The sequence below is a fragment of the Aquamicrobium aerolatum DSM 21857 genome (genome assembly GCF_900113935.1).
Taxonomy (GTDB): Bacteria; Pseudomonadota; Alphaproteobacteria; order Rhizobiales; family Rhizobiaceae; genus Aerobium; species Aerobium aerolatum.
Map to the genome: position 1 here is coordinate 1 of NZ_FORF01000017.1, position 17,664 is coordinate 17,664.

At 58.2% G+C, this 17,664-nt stretch carries 17 protein-coding genes; 5 read left to right on the forward strand and 12 right to left on the reverse strand.

Going from position 1 to position 17,664, the window contains the following annotated elements; all coding sequences use genetic code 11:
- The 4 genes from BMZ42_RS13845 to BMZ42_RS13855 form a co-directional block, all read left to right on the forward strand.
- Positions 1-178 (forward strand): ATP-binding protein (locus BMZ42_RS13845; RefSeq protein WP_175556664.1); only part of this gene is annotated, 178 nt, incomplete at its 5' end.
- A gap of 431 nt (positions 179-609) precedes the next feature.
- Complete coding sequence (locus tag BMZ42_RS13850) at positions 610-1,677, forward strand: acyltransferase family protein (RefSeq protein ID WP_091523534.1); 1,068 nt, start codon at positions 610-612, stop codon at positions 1,675-1,677.
- 135 nt (positions 1,678-1,812) lie between these two features.
- On the forward strand, positions 1,813-1,971 hold the full coding sequence (locus tag BMZ42_RS18055) for a hypothetical protein (RefSeq protein ID WP_175556729.1): 159 nt from the start codon (positions 1,813-1,815) through the stop codon (positions 1,969-1,971).
- A gap of 271 nt (positions 1,972-2,242) precedes the next feature.
- Positions 2,243-2,728, forward strand: coding sequence for a hypothetical protein (locus tag BMZ42_RS13855; RefSeq protein WP_091523663.1), 486 nt, complete (start codon positions 2,243-2,245; stop codon positions 2,726-2,728).
- A gap of 59 nt (positions 2,729-2,787) precedes the next feature.
- Here the strand turns inward: BMZ42_RS13855 and BMZ42_RS13860 are convergent, their stop codons facing one another.
- The 5 genes from BMZ42_RS13860 to BMZ42_RS13880 all read right to left on the reverse strand — a co-directional run bounded on the left by BMZ42_RS13860 (position 2,788) and on the right by BMZ42_RS13880 (position 8,782).
- Positions 2,788-3,840: an outer membrane protein gene (locus tag BMZ42_RS13860; RefSeq protein WP_091523536.1), complete on the reverse strand. Its 1,053-nt coding sequence runs from the start codon at positions 3,838-3,840 to the stop codon at positions 2,788-2,790.
- Positions 3,841-4,018: 178 nt separating this feature from the next.
- Positions 4,019-4,807 carry an outer membrane protein gene (locus BMZ42_RS13865; RefSeq protein WP_091523665.1) on the reverse strand — a complete coding sequence of 263 codons (789 nt, stop codon included), beginning with the start codon at positions 4,805-4,807 and terminating at the stop codon, positions 4,019-4,021.
- A gap of 186 nt (positions 4,808-4,993) precedes the next feature.
- Positions 4,994-6,346 carry a phosphoglucosamine mutase gene (gene glmM, locus BMZ42_RS13870; RefSeq protein WP_091523538.1) on the reverse strand — a complete coding sequence of 451 codons (1,353 nt, stop codon included), beginning with the start codon at positions 6,344-6,346 and terminating at the stop codon, positions 4,994-4,996.
- Between the two features lie 138 nt (positions 6,347-6,484).
- Positions 6,485-7,540, reverse strand: a complete 1,056-nt coding sequence (locus BMZ42_RS13875) for an SO2930 family diheme c-type cytochrome (RefSeq protein ID WP_139207932.1) — start codon at positions 7,538-7,540, stop codon at positions 6,485-6,487.
- Positions 7,541-7,546: 6 nt separating this feature from the next.
- Positions 7,547-8,782 carry a parallel beta-helix domain-containing protein gene (locus BMZ42_RS13880; RefSeq protein ID WP_210185224.1) on the reverse strand — a complete coding sequence of 412 codons (1,236 nt, stop codon included), beginning with the start codon at positions 8,780-8,782 and terminating at the stop codon, positions 7,547-7,549.
- Between the two features lie 35 nt (positions 8,783-8,817).
- On the opposite strand from BMZ42_RS13880, the gene BMZ42_RS13885 reads away from it, so the two are divergent.
- Positions 8,818-9,474: a TetR/AcrR family transcriptional regulator gene (locus BMZ42_RS13885; RefSeq protein ID WP_175556730.1), complete on the forward strand. Its 657-nt coding sequence runs from the start codon at positions 8,818-8,820 to the stop codon at positions 9,472-9,474.
- A gap of 74 nt (positions 9,475-9,548) precedes the next feature.
- Here the strand turns inward: BMZ42_RS13885 and ftsH are convergent, their stop codons facing one another.
- From ftsH to tolR, 7 genes are all read right to left on the reverse strand, one after another.
- Positions 9,549-11,486: an ATP-dependent zinc metalloprotease FtsH gene (gene ftsH, locus BMZ42_RS13890; RefSeq protein ID WP_091523545.1), complete on the reverse strand. Its 1,938-nt coding sequence runs from the start codon at positions 11,484-11,486 to the stop codon at positions 9,549-9,551.
- A 123-nt stretch (positions 11,487-11,609) separates the two neighbouring features.
- Entirely contained in the window at positions 11,610-12,935 is a 1,326-nt protein-coding gene (tilS, locus tag BMZ42_RS13895) for a tRNA lysidine(34) synthetase TilS (protein WP_091523547.1), read from the reverse strand.
- 9 nt (positions 12,936-12,944) lie between these two features.
- Positions 12,945-13,826, reverse strand: a complete 882-nt coding sequence (ybgF, locus tag BMZ42_RS13900) for a tol-pal system protein YbgF (protein WP_091523550.1) — start codon at positions 13,824-13,826, stop codon at positions 12,945-12,947.
- Positions 13,827-13,976: 150 nt separating this feature from the next.
- Entirely contained in the window at positions 13,977-14,498 is a 522-nt protein-coding gene (pal, locus tag BMZ42_RS13905; RefSeq protein WP_091523552.1) for a peptidoglycan-associated lipoprotein Pal, read from the reverse strand.
- 277 nt (positions 14,499-14,775) lie between these two features.
- Positions 14,776-16,092 (reverse strand): Tol-Pal system beta propeller repeat protein TolB, encoded by a 1,317-nt coding sequence (gene tolB / locus BMZ42_RS13910; RefSeq protein WP_091523555.1) that lies wholly within the window; start codon positions 16,090-16,092, stop codon positions 14,776-14,778.
- A 47-nt stretch (positions 16,093-16,139) separates the two neighbouring features.
- Positions 16,140-17,201, reverse strand: a complete 1,062-nt coding sequence (locus BMZ42_RS13915; protein ID WP_091523558.1) for a TonB family protein — start codon at positions 17,199-17,201, stop codon at positions 16,140-16,142.
- Between the two features lie 4 nt (positions 17,202-17,205).
- The gene (tolR, locus tag BMZ42_RS13920; protein WP_091523559.1) at positions 17,206-17,655 is read right to left on the reverse strand and encodes a protein TolR; all 450 of its coding nucleotides are present in this window, start codon (positions 17,653-17,655) and stop codon (positions 17,206-17,208) included.
- Positions 17,656-17,664 lie beyond the last annotated feature (9 nt).

A 17,664-nucleotide genomic window follows, 5' to 3' on the forward strand; every position in this document is an offset into this window, starting at 1 on the left:
GAAGCTTTACGAGCGCACCAGCGTCATCATCACCACCAATCTCGCTTTCGCAGAATGGCCGAGCGTCTTCGGCGACGCCAAGATGACGACCGCACTGCTGGACAGGCTCACGCACCACTGCGAAATCGTCGAGACCGGAAACGAATCCTGGCGCTTCAAAAGCCGCTCTCAAAGCTAAAGCCGAAAAGCCAATCAGCCGCGCCCGATCAGGCTGTGCAACCCCGACCAGCTTCGCCTGATCGGGCGCTAACCGGCGTGCCCTTCACAAGCTCTAACCGGGGTCCCTTTTACACGAAAAGGCGGGGTCCCGTTTCCACGGTCATTGACAGTCGCATTCACAAACAAAGCCGCGCTCGCTCCTTGGCTGACTTCTGCGTGAACCAAATCACTCATTCAGCGCCTGCGTGCACGGTAACAAAGCCACTGATCACCATATCCGCGGACAGCTCAATAGGTCAGCCCTGAGCCCAAAAGAAGCAGAGCACTATCCCGCACAAAGTAATTCATACTTGACCACAACAGATTTTGAATAAATTATTAATTGAAGTTTATTCAAAACTACAAAACTGTCTCATTTGAATTATTATCATCAATGCTGGCGTCATAATCATGAATAATAAAATTCATGGAATTCAGGTGATGCGCGGCGTTGCTGCCAGCATGGTTGCTTTTGGGCATTTTGCTGCAGTTGCGGAAGAGCTTTACGGCTCTGAACAAGGCCTATCATCATCGCTCCGAACCTTTCACAGTACGATTGGTCAATCCGGAGTCGATATATTCTTTTGCATCAGTGGATTTATTATCGTTCTTATCACCGGGAAACAAAGGCGCAACACAGTCTTTAGGGATGCAGCCTATTTTCTCTTCCGTCGCATCATCAGAATATACCCGTTGTTTTGGATCGCACTGGCGGCCTCAATCATTGTTGAGCGAACTTGGCTCACTATCGCCAGCGAGCAAGCGTGGCTCACTGTGGTCGGCCACGGCCCCCTGGCGTCAATTGTGCTCTACGACACGCCGGTCGCGCTGCCGATTGCATGGACGCTGATGTTTGAAGTTCGGTTTTACGCCCTGATTGCCATGGTGCTCTTGGTTTTCCGGGCCAAACTCCAGAAGGGAATCCTGATTGCTTGCCTTGGCACTGTCACCTGCGTCAGCCTGACGAGCCTCCAGATCCTGCCTTACGTCCGCATCGGCGACCGCATCATGCTGGAATTTGTCTTCGGCGCATTGGTGGGATTGGCAGTCATCAACCGTATAACCGTGCTACCACGCGTGATGGTTATTGTGGGGCTGCTCTGGTTCCTGGCAACAACATTTTTCACGTCTGGCGACGTCGCGGTCTACCGCATCTGGGGCTACGGGTTTCCCGCCGCGCTGTTTCTGTACGGGCTTGTCACTATTGAGCGCCAGCGTGGTCTGCGGGTACCAAGATGGCTCCTTGCCATCGGCGACTGGAGCTATAGCATCTATTTGTGGCATTGGGTGATCATGAGATCACTCGCGCACGGCGCCCTCCAACTCGAGCACACTCCCGGAACAGCTATTGCTTTCATGGCAACGGGGTTGGCCGCCACCTATTTTGCGGGATACCTCAGTTTTAGATTTATCGAACGCCCATTGTTTCAAGTTGCTAAATTCTCTCTGCGCCCGCAAGAACCAGCCCCCGCAACTTGAGGCACGACACTTGTTGCATGGCAAAGTCCCCATTGGGTTCTTTTTGTCCAAGTCCGCGAGGGACAGTTTGTCACCCCGCCACAGTCTAGGCGCTCGCGCTGCGGTGCGGCATAAGCGGCAAAAAGGAGATATCCGATGTCCCCCACCCCCCTCTTTCTGATCATCGCTCTTGTCGCCATCGCATTGGTAGCTGCCGGCATCGCCACGGTCGGATTTTGGCCGGCCATTACCATGCTGGCCGTTGCCTCGACTTTCGGCGTATTTGTCATGCTGGTCGGTGTTTCGCGCCTCTGAGTAACGCGCATGAAAATGAAAAAGTTTCTTTTTTCATTTCTGAAGGGTTGCCGCTTCAGTTCGATGACATAGGTTCAGGCTAGATCATAAAACGAAGAACCCCGCCGACCGGAGTCGACGGGGCCTGTTGCCTGAGTGCTTCCACCAAAGCGGCAGATGCAAATGGTAATGCGCGATTGTCGAAAGCGTTCCGATGACGCTGCGGAATGGCGGACAGATTTGCGTAAAGTTTCTATGCTCCGCCAATCAAGCCGATTCTGCGGAGCCCTTTGTGAACAAGACCCTTTCATCATTCATACTCATTGCCGTGCTCACCGGCCTTCTGGCCGCTTTGAGCCTCGCGCTTCAGACCAAGGGCTACGGCTTTGGCGCATTGGGCATCGCAAGGCTTGATGCGCTGGCTAGCGCGGCGACCTTCATGCCACTGGCTGCACTCTATGCCTTGTCGGGCGCTTTGATGGTGCTCTTGCCGCTCAAGGCTGCCGGTTTTGTCTACATCAATGCGGCAGCGCCGGTTCATGCCACTGCGCTGGTATTGTTTGCCACAATCCTTGGGGTTCAGTGTGCCCGCTTTGGCTTTGGCAAATCCGACGCGTTGTGGACGCTGGTCGACTGGCAGTTCCTTTTTGCCGCCGCGATCGTTGCCACACACTTCTTCCTCAACGCCATGCGCGCGAATGTGCTGATGCGCACGCTGTTTTTCCTGATCTTCATCGCAGCCACTCTGGCTTGTCTTTACTGGACGTTCCGCCTCTAAGGCGCCAGCAAAAAAGGCGGACACCAATGCCCGCCTTTTTTGCTTCAATGTTCCATCATCTACCAGAGTTCGTAGCGCAATCCGACTTTGATCTGATGTTCGCTTAGCCCCTTGCGCGAGTGAATACCGTCCTCGTTGATCACATAGTGGCGGACATTCGGTGCGCTGAGATATTGATAACCGACATCAATCTTTGTGTTTTCAGCAAGCTGATAGGCAACGCCGGCCGACAGCGAGTACATAAAGTTGTAGTCGGTCTTGCTGTAGTCTGCGGCCTGATGCCGTCCCGGGGTACCACGACAGTTGAAGTTGACCTCAGTCGTCGAGACGGCACTGCTGGTCGAGGTGGTCTCGCTCCAGCGTTCGTTTTCGCAGGCGCCTTCAGCACTGAACTTGGTGCTGGTGAACAGCAATCCGATGCCCGCTCCAACATAAGGCGTAAAACCGGAAATAGTACCGAGATCGACATATCCATTGGCCATGCCGTTCCATGCAGCTTTTTCAGCGGCGCCATAGACCATACAATCATTGCGCCAGTCGGCGTTGCTAATCGTATTGACCGAAGGCGCGCCGACGGGACTACCTGTGCTGTCAATTGACTGCACAGTGGTCGTGACATCTCGCGATCCCAGGCAGCCAAAGTCAGGCACCCGCGACAGAGCCGGGTCCATCGCATTGACAATGCTGTAGGGCTGCAGATAGCCCGCGCTCAGATGTGCGGACCCAGTGTAATTCTCCTTGCCGAGATAGCCGACGGTCAAATCGCCACGAATATAGTCATTGAGGCGGTAACCGAAGCCAACGCTGCCATTGACTGGCCACACATCGGCACTGGCCGAGAAGAAATCGACCGGGCCAACCCAACCCAACCCAACAAGGTTGTTGTCAAACAGCGAATCGTCGACCGAGATCCGCGTGTCCTTGTGATTTTTCTTGAAAGCGTAGCTGACATCGCCGCGCAGATACCACCCCGAGCCAATTTCGACAGGCACCCATTCGGGCGCCTCTTCGATGAAGATCGGCGGATCATAGTCGGCTGCAATTGCCTGCGCGCTCGCCGTGATGGCCAGCGCTGCAACGCAGGAAGCGAAAAATCTGCTTTTGAGGCTCATCTGTCCACTCCAGAGAACGGCGCGCAAGCACCTGCCAGGATTTGATGAGCATTGTTAACTATAGTCGTTAAACTGCAGTTAAGGATAACCAATAGTTACTGACGGCAGGGCAAGAGCGTGGGCTAAATGAAAAAACCCGGCCAGAGCCGGGTTTTTGCGATGAATTTTGCAGGTACGATCAATTCAGAGCGTAGCGAATGCCCAGTTTCACGTCATGCGACGTGATCTTGCGAAAGTGCATCGGGTTATCGATGCTTCCGGGGCCGTCATAGGGCCTGATGTCACCTGATCGCGCATGGCCCAGATCAAGATAGCTGTAGCCAAGGTCGATGGTCATCCTGTCCGTGGCCTTGAAGCCGACACCCGCATGAACCGCCCATGCCAGGTTCCATGTCGAGGCTGCATCGGCATAAGCCAGCGTCGGGGAGCCGCCGGGACCGGTGGTGCCGGCGTCGCGGAACGAATGAATCGTATTACGGCTAGCGCCGATACCGGCACCAATATAGGGCACAACACCACGGAACTCGCCGAGATCTGCGTAGGCATTTGCCATCAGCAGCCATTCGGACTTCTTGGCAGTGTAGTTGTTGTATCGTGTGGTCGTGCCGTCCATCCAGGTATCAAGACCATGGAAGCCGACTTCACCGCGATACTCGACAATACCGTCGACGCGCAGGAAGTCGTTCACCGCATAGCCGACACCGGCGCCAAACGTCGGGCCTGCCTCGAAATTCTTGTCCAGAACGTTCAGTCCGGTCGTCGTGTCGAACAACACATTGTACAGGCTGCCGACCTTCTGGTTCGACATGCCAATGTGCCCGCGCAAGTACCATCCGCCAAACTGTACCGGCTCCGGCGCGACATATTCGATGACGGGGGGTTCGTACAAGTCAGCACCGACTGCCGGAACTGCGGCAGCGAAGGCCAGAGTAGCGACCGTCGTCAGCAGTTTGGCAAGCTTCAACATCATCATTACCCCGGCATGCACCCACAGATCTGATCTGCACGGGCGACAGTTGATCCCAGTAAGGATAATAGAATGGAAAAGTTAAGCTCGACTTAACCCTGCGGATTAACCATCCCATGCTAGGCCGAGGCATGAAAAAAGCCCGCAACTGCTGTCGCGGGCTTTCAAGTCTCTGAAGAGATAGCGTCAGGCTGCGTACTTGGCGTCGCCGATTGCCCCGATGATGTCATCCACCACCTGCTCGACCAGTGAGCGGTCGTCGCCCTCGGCCATTACACGGATCAAAGGCTCGGTGCCCGACGGACGAATGACCAGGCGTCCGGAATTGCCCAAGCGCGAGCGCGCTTCGTCAATCGCAGCCTTCACAAGATTATGCTCAAGCGGTGCGCCCCCTGAAAAGCGTACATTCTTCAGGATCTGTGGCACCGGCTCAAACTTCCTGCAGACATCGCTCACCGGCCGGTCAGCACGCTTGATGCAAGCCAGCACCTGCAGTGCCGCGACCAGGCCATCGCCGGTCGTGGAAAAATCAGAAAGCACAATGTGGCCGGATTGCTCCCCACCCACATTGAAGCCATGGCCACGCATATGTTCCACGACGTAGCGATCGCCCACCTTGGTACGGTGCATCGACAGGCCGATATCGCCCAGATACCGCTCAAGGCCAAGATTGGACATCACAGTGGTCACGAGGCCGCCGCCGGCCAGCCTTCCCGCGCGATGCCAGCTCTCAGCGATCAGCGCCATGATCTGGTCGCCATCGATCACGGTTCCGTTTTCGTCGACGATGACGACACGGTCAGCATCACCATCGAGCGCGATGCCAATATCGGCACGCACTTCATGAACCTTCTTGGCCAAGCCCAACGGGTGCGTGGAGCCGCAATCCTCGTTGATGTTGAGACCGTTTGGCTCGTTATTGATGGTGATCACTTCCGCGCCCAGCTCCCAAAGAGCCGCTGGAGCCACCTTGTAGCCTGCACCATTGGCGCAATCGATGACGATGCGCAGACCCGAGAGCGACATTGAACGTGGCAATGTGCGCTTGGCAAACTCGATATAGCGATCATGCACGCCGTCGATACGCTTGGCACGGCCCAGCCCCTCGGCATCGGCGAGCGCAATTTCGACATCCTGATCCAGCAATTGCTCGATCCGCATCTCGATTTCGTCGGAAAGCTTGTAACCGTCCGGGCCAAAGAGCTTGATGCCGTTGTCGTAGTACGGATTGTGGGAGGCCGAGATCATCACACCGATATCGGCGCGCAGCGAGCGCACCAGCATGGCAACGCCTGGGGTCGGAATCGGTCCGAGAAGGAAGACATCCATTCCCGCAGCACAAAAACCTGCCACCATCGCGTTTTCGATCATGTAGCCCGACAGGCGCGTGTCCTTGCCTACCACCACACGATGGCGGTGACTTCCACGCTTGAACGACATCCCGACTGCCATACCGACCCGCATGGCGATTTCTGCCGTCATCGGCAGCCGGTTGGCGCGTCCCCTGATACCGTCAGTTCCAAAATAGCGTCTGCTCATACTCACTCGTCGGCGTTGCCCATTTCCGCAGGTTTGCCACAATGACAGGCGGGTTTGGTATCACATTGTATGAGATTGTGTTACCGAACCGGAAATGCTGGCGCGTGCGACTTGCACTGCTTGTCCACTGCACACACCTTATTTGAGACTGCTGATCCATCGGCGCAGCATGTCAGTCGCCTCGACATCCTCCAGCACCCTGCCAATCTCGGGCATCATTACACCGGGCTCCGTGCTCTCAAGGCGGTAGACCAAAATTGAGCCGTCGGGATCTCCGGGCTTGATGTCGAACAGCCGGCCACCCGAGCCGCGTCCAGCTGCGACGGGCCGCTTGTTGATACCAAAAGACGGTCCTTTCGGCTCAGACCAGTTCAAGAAAAGTCCCGAATTGCTCGCTGGCCCCGTCCTTCGGTGGCAGTGTGCGCAATTAACATCGAGCCAGCCACGTGCGCGTGCGTCGATATCAGCCGTTTCATCACGCCAATCTGGCACTGCCTCGATCCGGTCAAGTGCCGGCACGCCCTCCAGAATGCCGATCGTCTGCCAATACTCAAGCTGGTTTGCCACTGTGCCGTCAGGATAGGTCAGCTCAAAATGGAGGTTGCGTGCCTTGGGCCCAAGCGGCACGATCACCCCACCGACATCATGACACGCCTTGCACTGGTTTTTGTTGGGTACCGCATAGGTGAAACTTATCGGCGCACCATCTTCCGCCACGCTGACGACCGGCACCTTCGCCCCGGCGATATTCAGCGTTGCATCGGTCTGTTCGTCATTCCAGACATAGGCCCATGCCTGCCAGCCTGAATCGTGCTTCAGAAGCACACGGGTTTCGATGATTGAAACGACCGAGGATGCATCTGCGTAGTCGGCCGGAAAAGAAAAGGATTTGATCAGCGCAGAGCCGGTCGGAAACTCGAACGCTTCACCTTCGACATAGGAAGCGGCTTTTCCTTCAGGCACATAGACAAAGCGATCCTTTAAGGCGCCATCGGAAAATAGTGCAGTGCTGGGCGCGAAATTCACGACACCAGCGGCTGGCTTCCGATCTTTCAGATCATCAAAGAAGCCAAATTCCGAGAGAAGCTTCGGCGGTCGCGGCGCCAGGATTGCCGCGTCGGAAACAGCATAGGCTGATCCTGCCCAGCTTGTCGCCATCGCCGCATAAGCGAGCGCTCGCCAGAGACGTTTCACGGTGTATCAAGCTCCACTTTCCTGCGGCAACTGCACAGGTGACGGCTCTTGCAATGTACCTCGATAGGCATTGATGTCCTTGTCTGGCCACCAACCCCAAGGCAGCAACATCTGGGAGATCATCTTCAGATTTACAAAAGTGGTGCCCTCAGCTTCCTTGATGTAGATCCGATCTGCTGCCGCAACCCAAGAAAAATATTCCGGAATGCGCGTAACCCCATCCCAGACAATATCGGGAACCGGGGTTCCGGAGAGGTCTGCAATCAGCTTGCCAACCTCGCCATCTGGCTCTGAACCGCCTTCGCCATAATGGTTGTCGTGCACGTAAACACCACGTGGCACGAACATGTAATTGTCGTCGTCATAGTCGTTTGGATACGCGTTGATTAGCACATGAGCGGTGCCGTTTCGCTCGAACCGGTTGTCGAAAACATGGACGTTGCGGTTGGCCATCACCATCAGCCCCATCCCACGCGGCACCATGCCGACGATATTGCCGGCAGGCGCAAAGTTTGGGGTGTCGTTATCGACCATGTCATTGTCGAACACGCGAATGTCGCGACCGCCCTGAACCGGCAGGTTCGGCAGGTCGAAAATCAGGATTCCCCCGGTATTATGTCGGGCAATGTTGCCGAAAACATCCGCGCCGACCGAGTTTTCGATCTCGATTCCGGCAACGTTGTACTCAGCGATCGAGTTGCGAACGATGATATTCTCGCTCTGACCGACATAAATTCCGGCATCTGACGCGCCCCGGACGAGCACACCGTCAATCAGGACATTTTTTGAAGATACTGGATAGACGCCATAAGCGCCGTTCTCGGCCTTGGGCCCGGCCGTCCACTCCACTCGCAGGTTGCGGAACGTGATCTGGTCCGAGCCTTTCGACTTGACGCCATCACCCTTGCTGTCCTCGACTGCGAAATCTTCAAGGACAACCTTGTTGGACGTCACCAGAAGCCCTTCGCCGGAGGCGGTCTGACCCTTGAAGGACAGAACCGTGGCGTCCGGCCCCTCGCCGCGCACCGTCACGTCATCGACCGCCAGAGACAACCCTTCGGTCAGATCGTAACGCCCCGCCCCGATCAAGATCATGTCGCCCGGCTCAGCCATGATGAGCGCCTCGAGCAACCGCTCGTTAGCTCCGTCTCCCGGAACAATTCTGTGCTCGGCTGCTGCGACCATAGCTGTTGTCGAAAGCAACATCATGCCTAAAATCGTGGCAACGCGCGCAGTTTTCATGACCACCCTCCCGAATTACTGTAACGATGCGCTTGGTGACGAATGAAGTCAACGAACATGAAGCAATTTCAGTTATGATCCGCGCCACTCCATCCAGCCCGATTATTCCGCAACAGCCACGCGCCATTGCCACGCGCGCACGAGTTCTGGAGATAGTGGAAACAATCGTCGCGCGCGACGGGGCTGATCATGTCACGACAACACGGGTCGCGGCAGAGGCAGGAACCGCGGTGGGGACGATCTATCGCTACTTTGAAAATCGCAACGCGATGCTCCTTGACGCCTATGACGCGATAGTCCTGCGTCTGGTCAGTTGTTGCCAGGCAGCTCTGGACGAGTTGCCAGCCTCGATGCCCATCGCGCAAGCAGCCTCCGAGCTCTTGAACATATATCTGGAGGCGTCCGAGAAACTTCCCGCTCACGCCGCACTGCTGGCTGAAATGCGTCGCATCCGTCCGTTCGAGAACGGCCATCCCCGCGAGAGTACGGAACTCGCCGAAACGGTCATCTCACCATTTCTGCAGCGTTTTGCGCCCGGCACCGAAAACTCCGCGATCCGTCTGCGTATTATCGGGACGATCCTGGTGACGATGGTCGACCTCTATCTCGTCACCAGCGATCCGCTCGAGCGCGCCACGGTGCGCACCGAATTGGAGGCCCATCTGCAACTCATGTTGTGCCGGCTGAAATAGGCTAAATAGGCCCAGCGGTGTTCAAAAAAGAAACGCCGCGATCAGATCGCGGCGTTTCGGTTGGCTCGGTAAAATCAGCCTTGTGGCTGCGGCTCAAGGCCCGAATCCGGCTCTTCGCCGCCCTTCTTGTCGGCCTTGGGCTTGCCAGCCTTCGGAACGGCGGTGCCGCGCGAGGTCGGGCTGTCATCGCCAAGGTCACGCGCCGGCTTTTCACCCGCAATCAGAGCCTTGATCTCGTCACCGGAAAGGGTCTCGTATTCAAGCAGGCCTTCCGCAATCGCCAGCCACTCGTCCCGATGATCTTTCAGGATGCGGTGCGCTTCCTTGTAGGCCTCGTCGATCAGGCGGCGCACTTCGGCGTCAATGATCTGCGCGGTCTCTTCCGAAACGTTCTGCGTGCGGGCCACCGAATGGCCGAGGAACACTTCCTCCTGATTGTCGCCATAGGCAACGTGGCCAAGCTTGTCGGAGAAGCCCCAGCGCGTCACCATGGCGCGCGCCAGCTTGGTCGCCTGGTCAATATCGGACGACGCGCCCGATGTGATGTTCTCCTTGCCGAACTTGATCTCTTCCGCGACACGACCGCCCATCATGATCACAAGACGCGAGGTCATGTACTTGTAGCTCATCGAGTAACGGTCGCCTTCGGGCAATTGCATCACCATGCCGAGCGCACGGCCACGCGGAATGATCGTCGCCTTGTGCAGCGGATCAGCAGAGGGAACATGCAGCGCGGTGATCGCGTGACCGGCCTCGTGATAGGCGGTGAGTTCCTTTTCGGCCTGCGTCATGGCGTTGGAGCGGCGCTCCGCACCCATCATGATCTTGTCCTTGGCGTCCTCGAACTCGGCCATCGTCACGAGCCGCTTGTTGCGGCGGGCCGCCATCAGCGCAGCTTCGTTGACGAGGTTGGCAAGGTCGGCACCCGAAAAGCCCGGCGTGCCACGAGCCATGACCTTGAGGTCGACATTTGGCGCCAGCGGCACGTTGCGCACATGCACCTTGAGGATCTTCTCGCGGCCCAGCACGTCAGGGTTCGGCACCACAACCTGGCGGTCGAAACGGCCTGGACGCAGCAGCGCAGGGTCAAGAACGTCGGGACGGTTGGTTGCGGCGATCAGGATCACGCCCTCATTCGCCTCAAAGCCGTCCATTTCGACCAGCAGTTGGTTCAGCGTCTGTTCGCGCTCATCATTGCCACCGCCAAGGCCTGCGCCACGGTGACGTCCGACCGCGTCGATTTCGTCGATGAAGATAATGCAGGGCGCATTCTTCTTGGCCTGTTCGAACATGTCACGGACGCGGCTTGCACCGACACCGACGAACATTTCAACGAAGTCCGACCCGGAAATGGTAAAGAACGGCACATTGGCTTCGCCGGCAACCGCTCGCGCGGTCAGGGTCTTGCCAGTGCCGGGAGGGCCCACGAGCAGCACACCGCGCGGAATCTTGCCGCCCAGGCGCTGGAACTTCTGCGGATCACGCAGGAACTCCACGATCTCTTCCAGATCCTGCTTGGCTTCGTCGACACCGGCAACGTCGGCAAAAGTCACGCGGCCATGCGCTTCGGTCAGAAGCTTGGCCTTCGATTTGCCGAAGCCCATGGCGCGGCCCGAGCCCGACTGCATCTGGCGCATGAAGAAAATCCACACGCCGAGAATGAGGATCATCGGCAGCCAGGATACGAGATATCCGAGAATGGAGTTCGAGCCGTCAGTTTCGGGACGAGCGTTGATCGTCACGCCCTTGCCTTCAAGGCGCTGCACCAGCGCGGTGTCGCCGGGCGAATAAGTCTGGAATCCGGTGCTTGCGTCGCCGTAAGTGCCCGTAATGCGCTCACCTGCGATTGTCACGGTGGTCACGCGACCGGCATCGACTTCACGCAAGAATTCTGAATAGGGAATCTCACGCGCCATGCCACGCTGCTGCGGAGCCTGAAACAGGTTGAAAAGCGCGATCAGCAAGACGGCGATGATCGCCCAGAGCGCGAGATTGCGATAATTCGGATTCATTGTGTTTCCCATTCATGTCCGCAGGTCCATGTTTCTGCGAACATCGCCAAATAAGCTTACGCTTGGCCTAACATAAGGAGCGCCTGGGGCCTTGCCAAGCACAACCGACGTACTTGTCTACGCTCACGGCGCAATGTGTTTCTTCCAAGGCGACGATTTCAGTTTCGGGTTACCCATCAGGTGGGACAACACACTCGCAGCCGCAAGATCAAACTCCGGCAAAAAAAGCGAATATGGTGCGACTATGCGGCGCGCCGACAAGCCGATATTGCAGTTGTTGGTTTCAATCGCAGTCCCAAGAGGTCTGCCATTGCGATAAATCCACGGCTCCGCCGCAAGCGCCGCGCGCGCCAGCCCCTCTGGAAATTCCCGGTTTGACGTCTCGCCGATGACTACCGAGCCTGGTCCGGGGCGGATCTCAGCGTCGGAAGCGCCCTTCGGGCTCTCGATCCGCCAGCGGCCATCCCACAATGTCGACTGCCCAGCTTGCAGGGTCGGCAATCCACGCGCCTCCCGATACATCCACACCGCCTCGGAACGTGCGTCGATCACTACGCGCGACAACGAGACGCGTCTTCTGCCGGTGGAAATCGCGGCATGAAGCGCCGCGACACGCTCTACAGCAGGCAGATAGGCGCGCCCGCCCACACTCGCCAGCAGCAGGCGAAGCGCATGGATCGATTCTGACCTGTCTTCTGCCAAGAGCGATCTTTCAACCCTGAAAAGGCCCGGAGACGGCATGCTCACCCGGCTTTCCAATAGTCTTGCAGCGGCGTTGGAGAGAGCACGCCTATTCTCACCGGCCACTTTCGCAGTGACGGAAGCAGCTTCGACTTCACGATCCTGCATGCTCTCGCGGATGCGGACCCGCTCATAGGCCGCATTCTCGTTGCTCGGATCGTCGTACCAGCTCACGCCCTTCGCGCTTAGAAAGCTACGCAGATGAGCGCGTCTCTGATCCAGCAGGGGCCGCACAATCCAGACGCGGTCGTCATAAAGTGTGGCACGCGCCATGCCCGCAAGCCCGCCGCCAGCCCCTCTTTTCGCGCGCATGACGACGGTCTCAGCCTGATCGTCCAGCGTATGACCGGTGAGAATACAATCGACGCCCGCCTCCTCTGCAGCTTGTGCAAGCAGCGCGTAGCGCGCCTCGCGTGCTGCAGCGCTCAGTCCGGAAACCGGCTTGGCGCCTTGCCAATTCATAGTGCGATGCCGGATGCCACGTGACGCGCAAAATTGGGCAACGCCGCGCGCTTCATCAGCAGATTCCTTGCGCAAGCCATGATCGACGGTCACCGCCACAAGATTTGTGTCCGGCCAATGCCGTTCAGCGTGAGAATGGGCTGCGATCAGCAAAGAGAGGGAGTCGCTTCCTCCGGAAACAGCTACGACAAAGCCAGACATCGGAGGGGAGAGATCACAAAAAAGGTGATCTGTGTCGAGGCACATGGCCAACCTTCAGCAGGACGCCTGCTTCTGTTGCTGGCTGATGCTGGTCTTCAGCGCAGCCGAAACCTGCGGATAGCGCTGCAGCACTTCCCGGAAGGTGGCGCAGGCAACGTCACGCTGGTTCATGGCGGCAAGGGAAACGCCAAGTTTGAAGAGCGTGTCAGGAGCCTTTCGAGCCTGGGGATAGGTGCGGCTCGCCGACAGGAAGATCTCGGCTGCCTCTCGGGGACGCTGCTGCGCCAGCAAAGCTTCGCCGAGCCAAAAATGCGCGTCAGACGCATGATCGCTCTGAGGGAACCGCTCGATCAGACTACGAAATCCAGCCTCGGCAGTACCATAATCGCCCTGCAACACGAATTCATAGGCATTGCGGTACAGTTCGTCATCGGTGTCGCCCTGCGGCGGCAGCGCGGCAACGGTCGTGTTGTCGGCCGGTGCCGGCACCGGGTTTACACCCGCACCGGTGGCATTGCCGTTTGCATCAAAGGTAATCGTGCCGAAATCTCTGGGCGGTGCGCCCATCACCCGTGCATCGCCTTGAGCCACAGCTGGCTGCTCGATCCGCGCGCCGTCTTCGACGCGCGGTGTCTGTGCATAAAACTCATCGTCCCCGCTGCCGCCGGCATTGCCCTGCTGCTGCGATTTATCGCCCGATGCAGAACCACCCTCCAGTTCCTGGAAGCGCAGTTCATTATCTTCCTGCATGCGGCGCAACTGGTCCTGCATCTGCAGGATCTGGAAATTGAGCTCTTCCAGCGTGCCGGTCAGCTGACGCACCTGCTCTTCAAGTTGCAGGACACGCTGGTCGGCACCCTGTGCTGACGATGGCAGCGCCATTACCAGCATGAAAGGCAGGGCCAAAAGGGCACTGATCAAGGTTTTTGGAAACATGGTCCGTCTCATCACCTGCAGTCTGTCTAGAAGGATTGGAAAGCGCTTCCTTCTATCAGGCTCCCTGAGTTCGGCCAAATTTTGTTTGCAGCAGTCGCAAAGAAAAAGGCGACCCGAAGGCCGCCTCCATTTCAAGCAAAAATGCCTGAATTACATGCTTGCGCCGTTGAGAACCGTGACAGCGCGGCGGTTCTGCGACCAGCAGGAGATGTTGTCACAAACCGCAACCGGACGCTCCTTGCCGTAAGAGATCGTGCGGATACGATTGGCTGGCACGCCGCGAGCAATCAGGAAGTCGCGTGCGGAGGCGGCGCGGCGAGCGCTCAACGCAAGGTTATACTCACGCGTGCCGCGTTCGTCGGCATGGCCTTCGACCGTGATCGAGTACTGATTGTACTGCGCAAGCCACTGCGCCTGGCGGCTCAGCGTGGTCTGCGCATCGGCGCGAATAAGGGTCGAGTCCGTATCGAAGAAAATACGGTCGCCGACATTGACGGTGAAGTCCTGCGCCGAACCTGGCGTGGCCGAACCTGCGCCGCCAATGCCACCAGCGCCCAGCCCCAGATCACCGGGGTTGTTTGGCGTATTCTTGTTGGCGCACCCGGCTACCGCGAGCATGGCGACGAGCGCGATAACGGCTGGATTACGTGTGATCGCTGCGATACGGCGCATGACCGCCTCTCCTTCGCATTTAAATGATTTTCCTGACCATCCAGTAACCATGTCGCGGTTAACGTACGCTCAAGAAACAGGGTTAATGACTTGTGAATGCCGAAGACAAGCTGCTGTAGACATTGCTCCCGGCCGCTGAACTGTCCCACCTCGTCGGCATGAATCGCCTGCTTGACGGTTTGGCTTGAACCCTAAATCGAATTGGGGCCGAAACTAGGCGACTTTAAGTAAAAGGCGACCCGAGGCCGCCTTTCACTCACTATTCAGTGCTGCGTAATCAGTCGAGCAATGGCGACCATGCAGGGTCGGACGCAAACTGTGCAGTTGGGATCGACTGCTCGTTGCGGCCGGTCAGATCGATCGAGTACAGTTTTGGCCCGCTCTGACCACCGCCTTCACGGAAGAACATGATGACACGCCCATTGGGTGCCCATGTCGGGCCTTCCTGAAGATTTCCGCTCGACAAAATACGTTCGCCGGAACCGTCGACGCGCATCACCCCGATCTGGAACTGACCGGAAGTCTGCTTCGTGAACGCGATCAGATCACCGCGTGGCGACCACACCGGCGTCGAATAGGTGCCATCCCCGAAGGAAATTCGCTGCGGGTTCGAACCATCGGCACCCATCACGTAAATATGCGGACGTCCGCCACGGTCAGATGTGAACACGACCTTGCTGCCATCCGGCGAATAGGAGGGCGACGTGTCGATGGCGTTGGACGAGGTCAGGCGCGTCGTGGTGCGGCTGCGCAAATCCATAGCGTAAATGTTGCTGTTGCCGTCATCGCGCAGCAGACTCATGATCACCTTCTGGCCATCGGGCGAGAAGCGGGGCGCAAAGGTCATGCCGGGGAAGTTGCCCACCAGCTCACGCTGACCGGTCTCGATCTGCAACAGATAAACCTGCGGCTGCCCCCCCTCATAAGACATGTAGGTGACCTCCTGACGGTTCGGCGAAAAGCGCGGCGTGAGCACGATCGAACGACCGTCGGTCAGGGCACGCTGATTTGCGCCGTCCTGATCCATGATCGCCAGGCGCTTGACGCGCTGGTTTTTCGGGCCGCTCTCTTCAACGAACACAATGCGCGTATCGAAGTAACCCTTTTCGCCGGTCAGACGCTCATAGATCGCATCGGAGATGATGTGCGCCACACGACGCCAATTATTCCGGTTGGCGAAAAACTGTTCACCAACCATCTGCTGACCTGCCAGCGTGTCCCAGAGCCGAAACTCGGCACGCAGCCGGCCATCGGCTTCCTGTGTGACACGCCCTGTCACCAGCGCCTGCGCGTTGATCACCGACCAGTCGGAAAATCGCGGCGCAGCGTCCGGGTTGCTGATCTTCTCGATGAAGGCGCCTTTGTCGATCGGTGCAAACAAACCTGATCGCTTCAGATTGGCGGCCACCACCGCGGAGATCTCGGCCCCCATCGTATCGCTCGACACGAAGTCGGTGATCGCGATCGGCAACGGCTCGACGACACCTTGCGTGACGTCGATCACGAGTTGAGCACGGGCAGGCAGAACCCCCGCAATGGCAACGCCTGTTGCCAACAAACCGAGGGAGAAGAGAGTCTTGAAAATTTTCATCATTCACTTGGCCTCATGGGTCCGAATGGGCTCATGCCGGATTGAAATCATCAGAACATGTCACGTGGATCGAAGTTGACGGTCACTTCCGCCCACGCATCGTATTTGTCGCTTGGCAGCTGGAAGCCGCGCTGATTGCAAAGGCGAACTGCGCGCAGCGCACTATCGTCGAACGTGCGATCGCCGCTGGGCTTGTCCACGGTCGGCGAGCCCTGCAACGTCCCCGAAGGATCCAGCTTGAAACTGACCGTCACCTTCAGGTCCGACGCGCCAACCGCGCCCGCAGGCACGTTCCAGCACGCGACGAGCTGACGACGTATCGCATCTTCTTCACTCTGGCTCAGCTTTGCGCCGGTCGTTTGACGTCCACCAAGCGATGCCTGCTCCTGCGAGCGCTTTGCGCCTCCGCCCGAAGCACGATCACGGTTCAAGAGCGCAGCAACCTGATCTTCGACGCTCTTCTCGCTCGATTCGCTCGATGCAGATTCTCGTCGCGGCTGCTGCGGCTGGCGGTCAGGCTCGCGCCTCTCGGGCGTGCGCGCGGCCTGGGCCTGCGGTGGCTGTGGGCGTGCCTGCGGCACCGGCGCACTCGTCGGCAATGCAGCAACGTCAGGTGCGGGCGCAGGCGCTTCTGTCACCTGTTCGGGTACTGGATCCGGGGCGACTTCCTGAGGTGGCTGCGGCTGCGGCGCAACTTCGGTTGTCGGCACAGGTTCTGGTTCAGGCTGCGGTGCGGGCGCCGGTTCTGGCTCAGGCACAGGTTCTGGCGTGGGTGTCGGCGTTTCGGACGGCGGCGGCGCGGCTGCCACCTCGACCTCACGCGGTCGCGGATCCGGCGTCGGCGGGGTCGTCAGATCGACCTTGTTGTCACCCACCTCCTGCGCCTCTGGCACATCATCAGGTCTGGTCGTCGGAACCGGTGCCGGGCGTTCTGCAACAGGCGCGGTACGCTCACCGCGCACGCTCTGGGAAACCTCCTCCATCGGCACGATGTCGACGGGAAAGGATTCAACCGCTCCCAATTCCATCGGCTGTGGCGAAGACAATGAGACAAGGCCCAGCCCGATCACGACCACATGCAATGCCACCGATGTCGACAGGCCGGTCTTCATTGCGTCAGTTGCCCTGTTCCTGCAGGGTGACAAGACCAAGGTTGCGGTAACCCGCCGAAGAGATGCGCGCCATCACGCGCATGACTGTGCCGTAATCCGCGCTGCGGTCACCGCGCACGAAAATGCGTTCTTCATAACCCGTCTGGGAAATGGCTTGCAGGCGCGGAACGATCTCATCGAGCGAAATTTCGGTCTCCTGCAAAAAGATCTGTCCCTGCTCGTTGACCGAAACAGTAATTGGCTGCGTCTTGGCCTCAAGCGCACGCGCCTGCGTCTCTGGCAGTTCGATCGGCACGCCCACAGTCATCAGCGGTGCTGCCACCATGAAGATGATCAGCAACACCAGCATGACGTCGACAAAGGGCGTGACGTTGATTTCGGAGACCAGCGCGCGGCGCTGGCCACGCCGTCTGCGTCCGCCACCGCCTGCTCGTCCACCCATCGACATAGCCATCGAACCCGC

Bases quoted from the DNA above. Each gene is read 5' to 3' on its own strand.
- BMZ42_RS13850 (WP_091523534.1), top strand. From the start codon at position 610: ATGAATAATAAAATTCATGGAATTCAGGTGATGCGCGGCGTTGCTGCC.
- BMZ42_RS18055 (WP_175556729.1), top strand. From the start codon at position 1,813: ATGTCCCCCACCCCCCTCTTTCTGATCATCGCTCTTGTCGCCATCGCA.
- BMZ42_RS13860 (WP_091523536.1), bottom strand. From the start codon at position 3,840: ATGAGCCTCAAAAGCAGATTTTTCGCTTCCTGCGTTGCAGCGCTGGCC.
- BMZ42_RS13865 (WP_091523665.1), bottom strand. From the start codon at position 4,807: ATGTTGAAGCTTGCCAAACTGCTGACGACGGTCGCTACTCTGGCCTTC.
- glmM (WP_091523538.1), bottom strand. From the start codon at position 6,346: ATGAGCAGACGCTATTTTGGAACTGACGGTATCAGGGGACGCGCCAAC.
- BMZ42_RS13880 (WP_210185224.1), bottom strand. From the start codon at position 8,782: ATGAAAACTGCGCGCGTTGCCACGATTTTAGGCATGATGTTGCTTTCG.
- ftsH (WP_091523545.1), bottom strand. From the start codon at position 11,486: ATGAATCCGAATTATCGCAATCTCGCGCTCTGGGCGATCATCGCCGTC.
- tilS (WP_091523547.1), bottom strand. From the start codon at position 12,935: ATGTGCCTCGACACAGATCACCTTTTTTGTGATCTCTCCCCTCCGATG.
- ybgF (WP_091523550.1), bottom strand. From the start codon at position 13,826: ATGTTTCCAAAAACCTTGATCAGTGCCCTTTTGGCCCTGCCTTTCATG.
- pal (WP_091523552.1), bottom strand. From the start codon at position 14,498: ATGCGCCGTATCGCAGCGATCACACGTAATCCAGCCGTTATCGCGCTC.
- tolB (WP_091523555.1), bottom strand. From the start codon at position 16,092: ATGATGAAAATTTTCAAGACTCTCTTCTCCCTCGGTTTGTTGGCAACA.
- BMZ42_RS13915 (WP_091523558.1), bottom strand. From the start codon at position 17,201: ATGAAGACCGGCCTGTCGACATCGGTGGCATTGCATGTGGTCGTGATC.
- tolR (WP_091523559.1), bottom strand. From the start codon at position 17,655: ATGGCTATGTCGATGGGTGGACGAGCAGGCGGTGGCGGACGCAGACGG.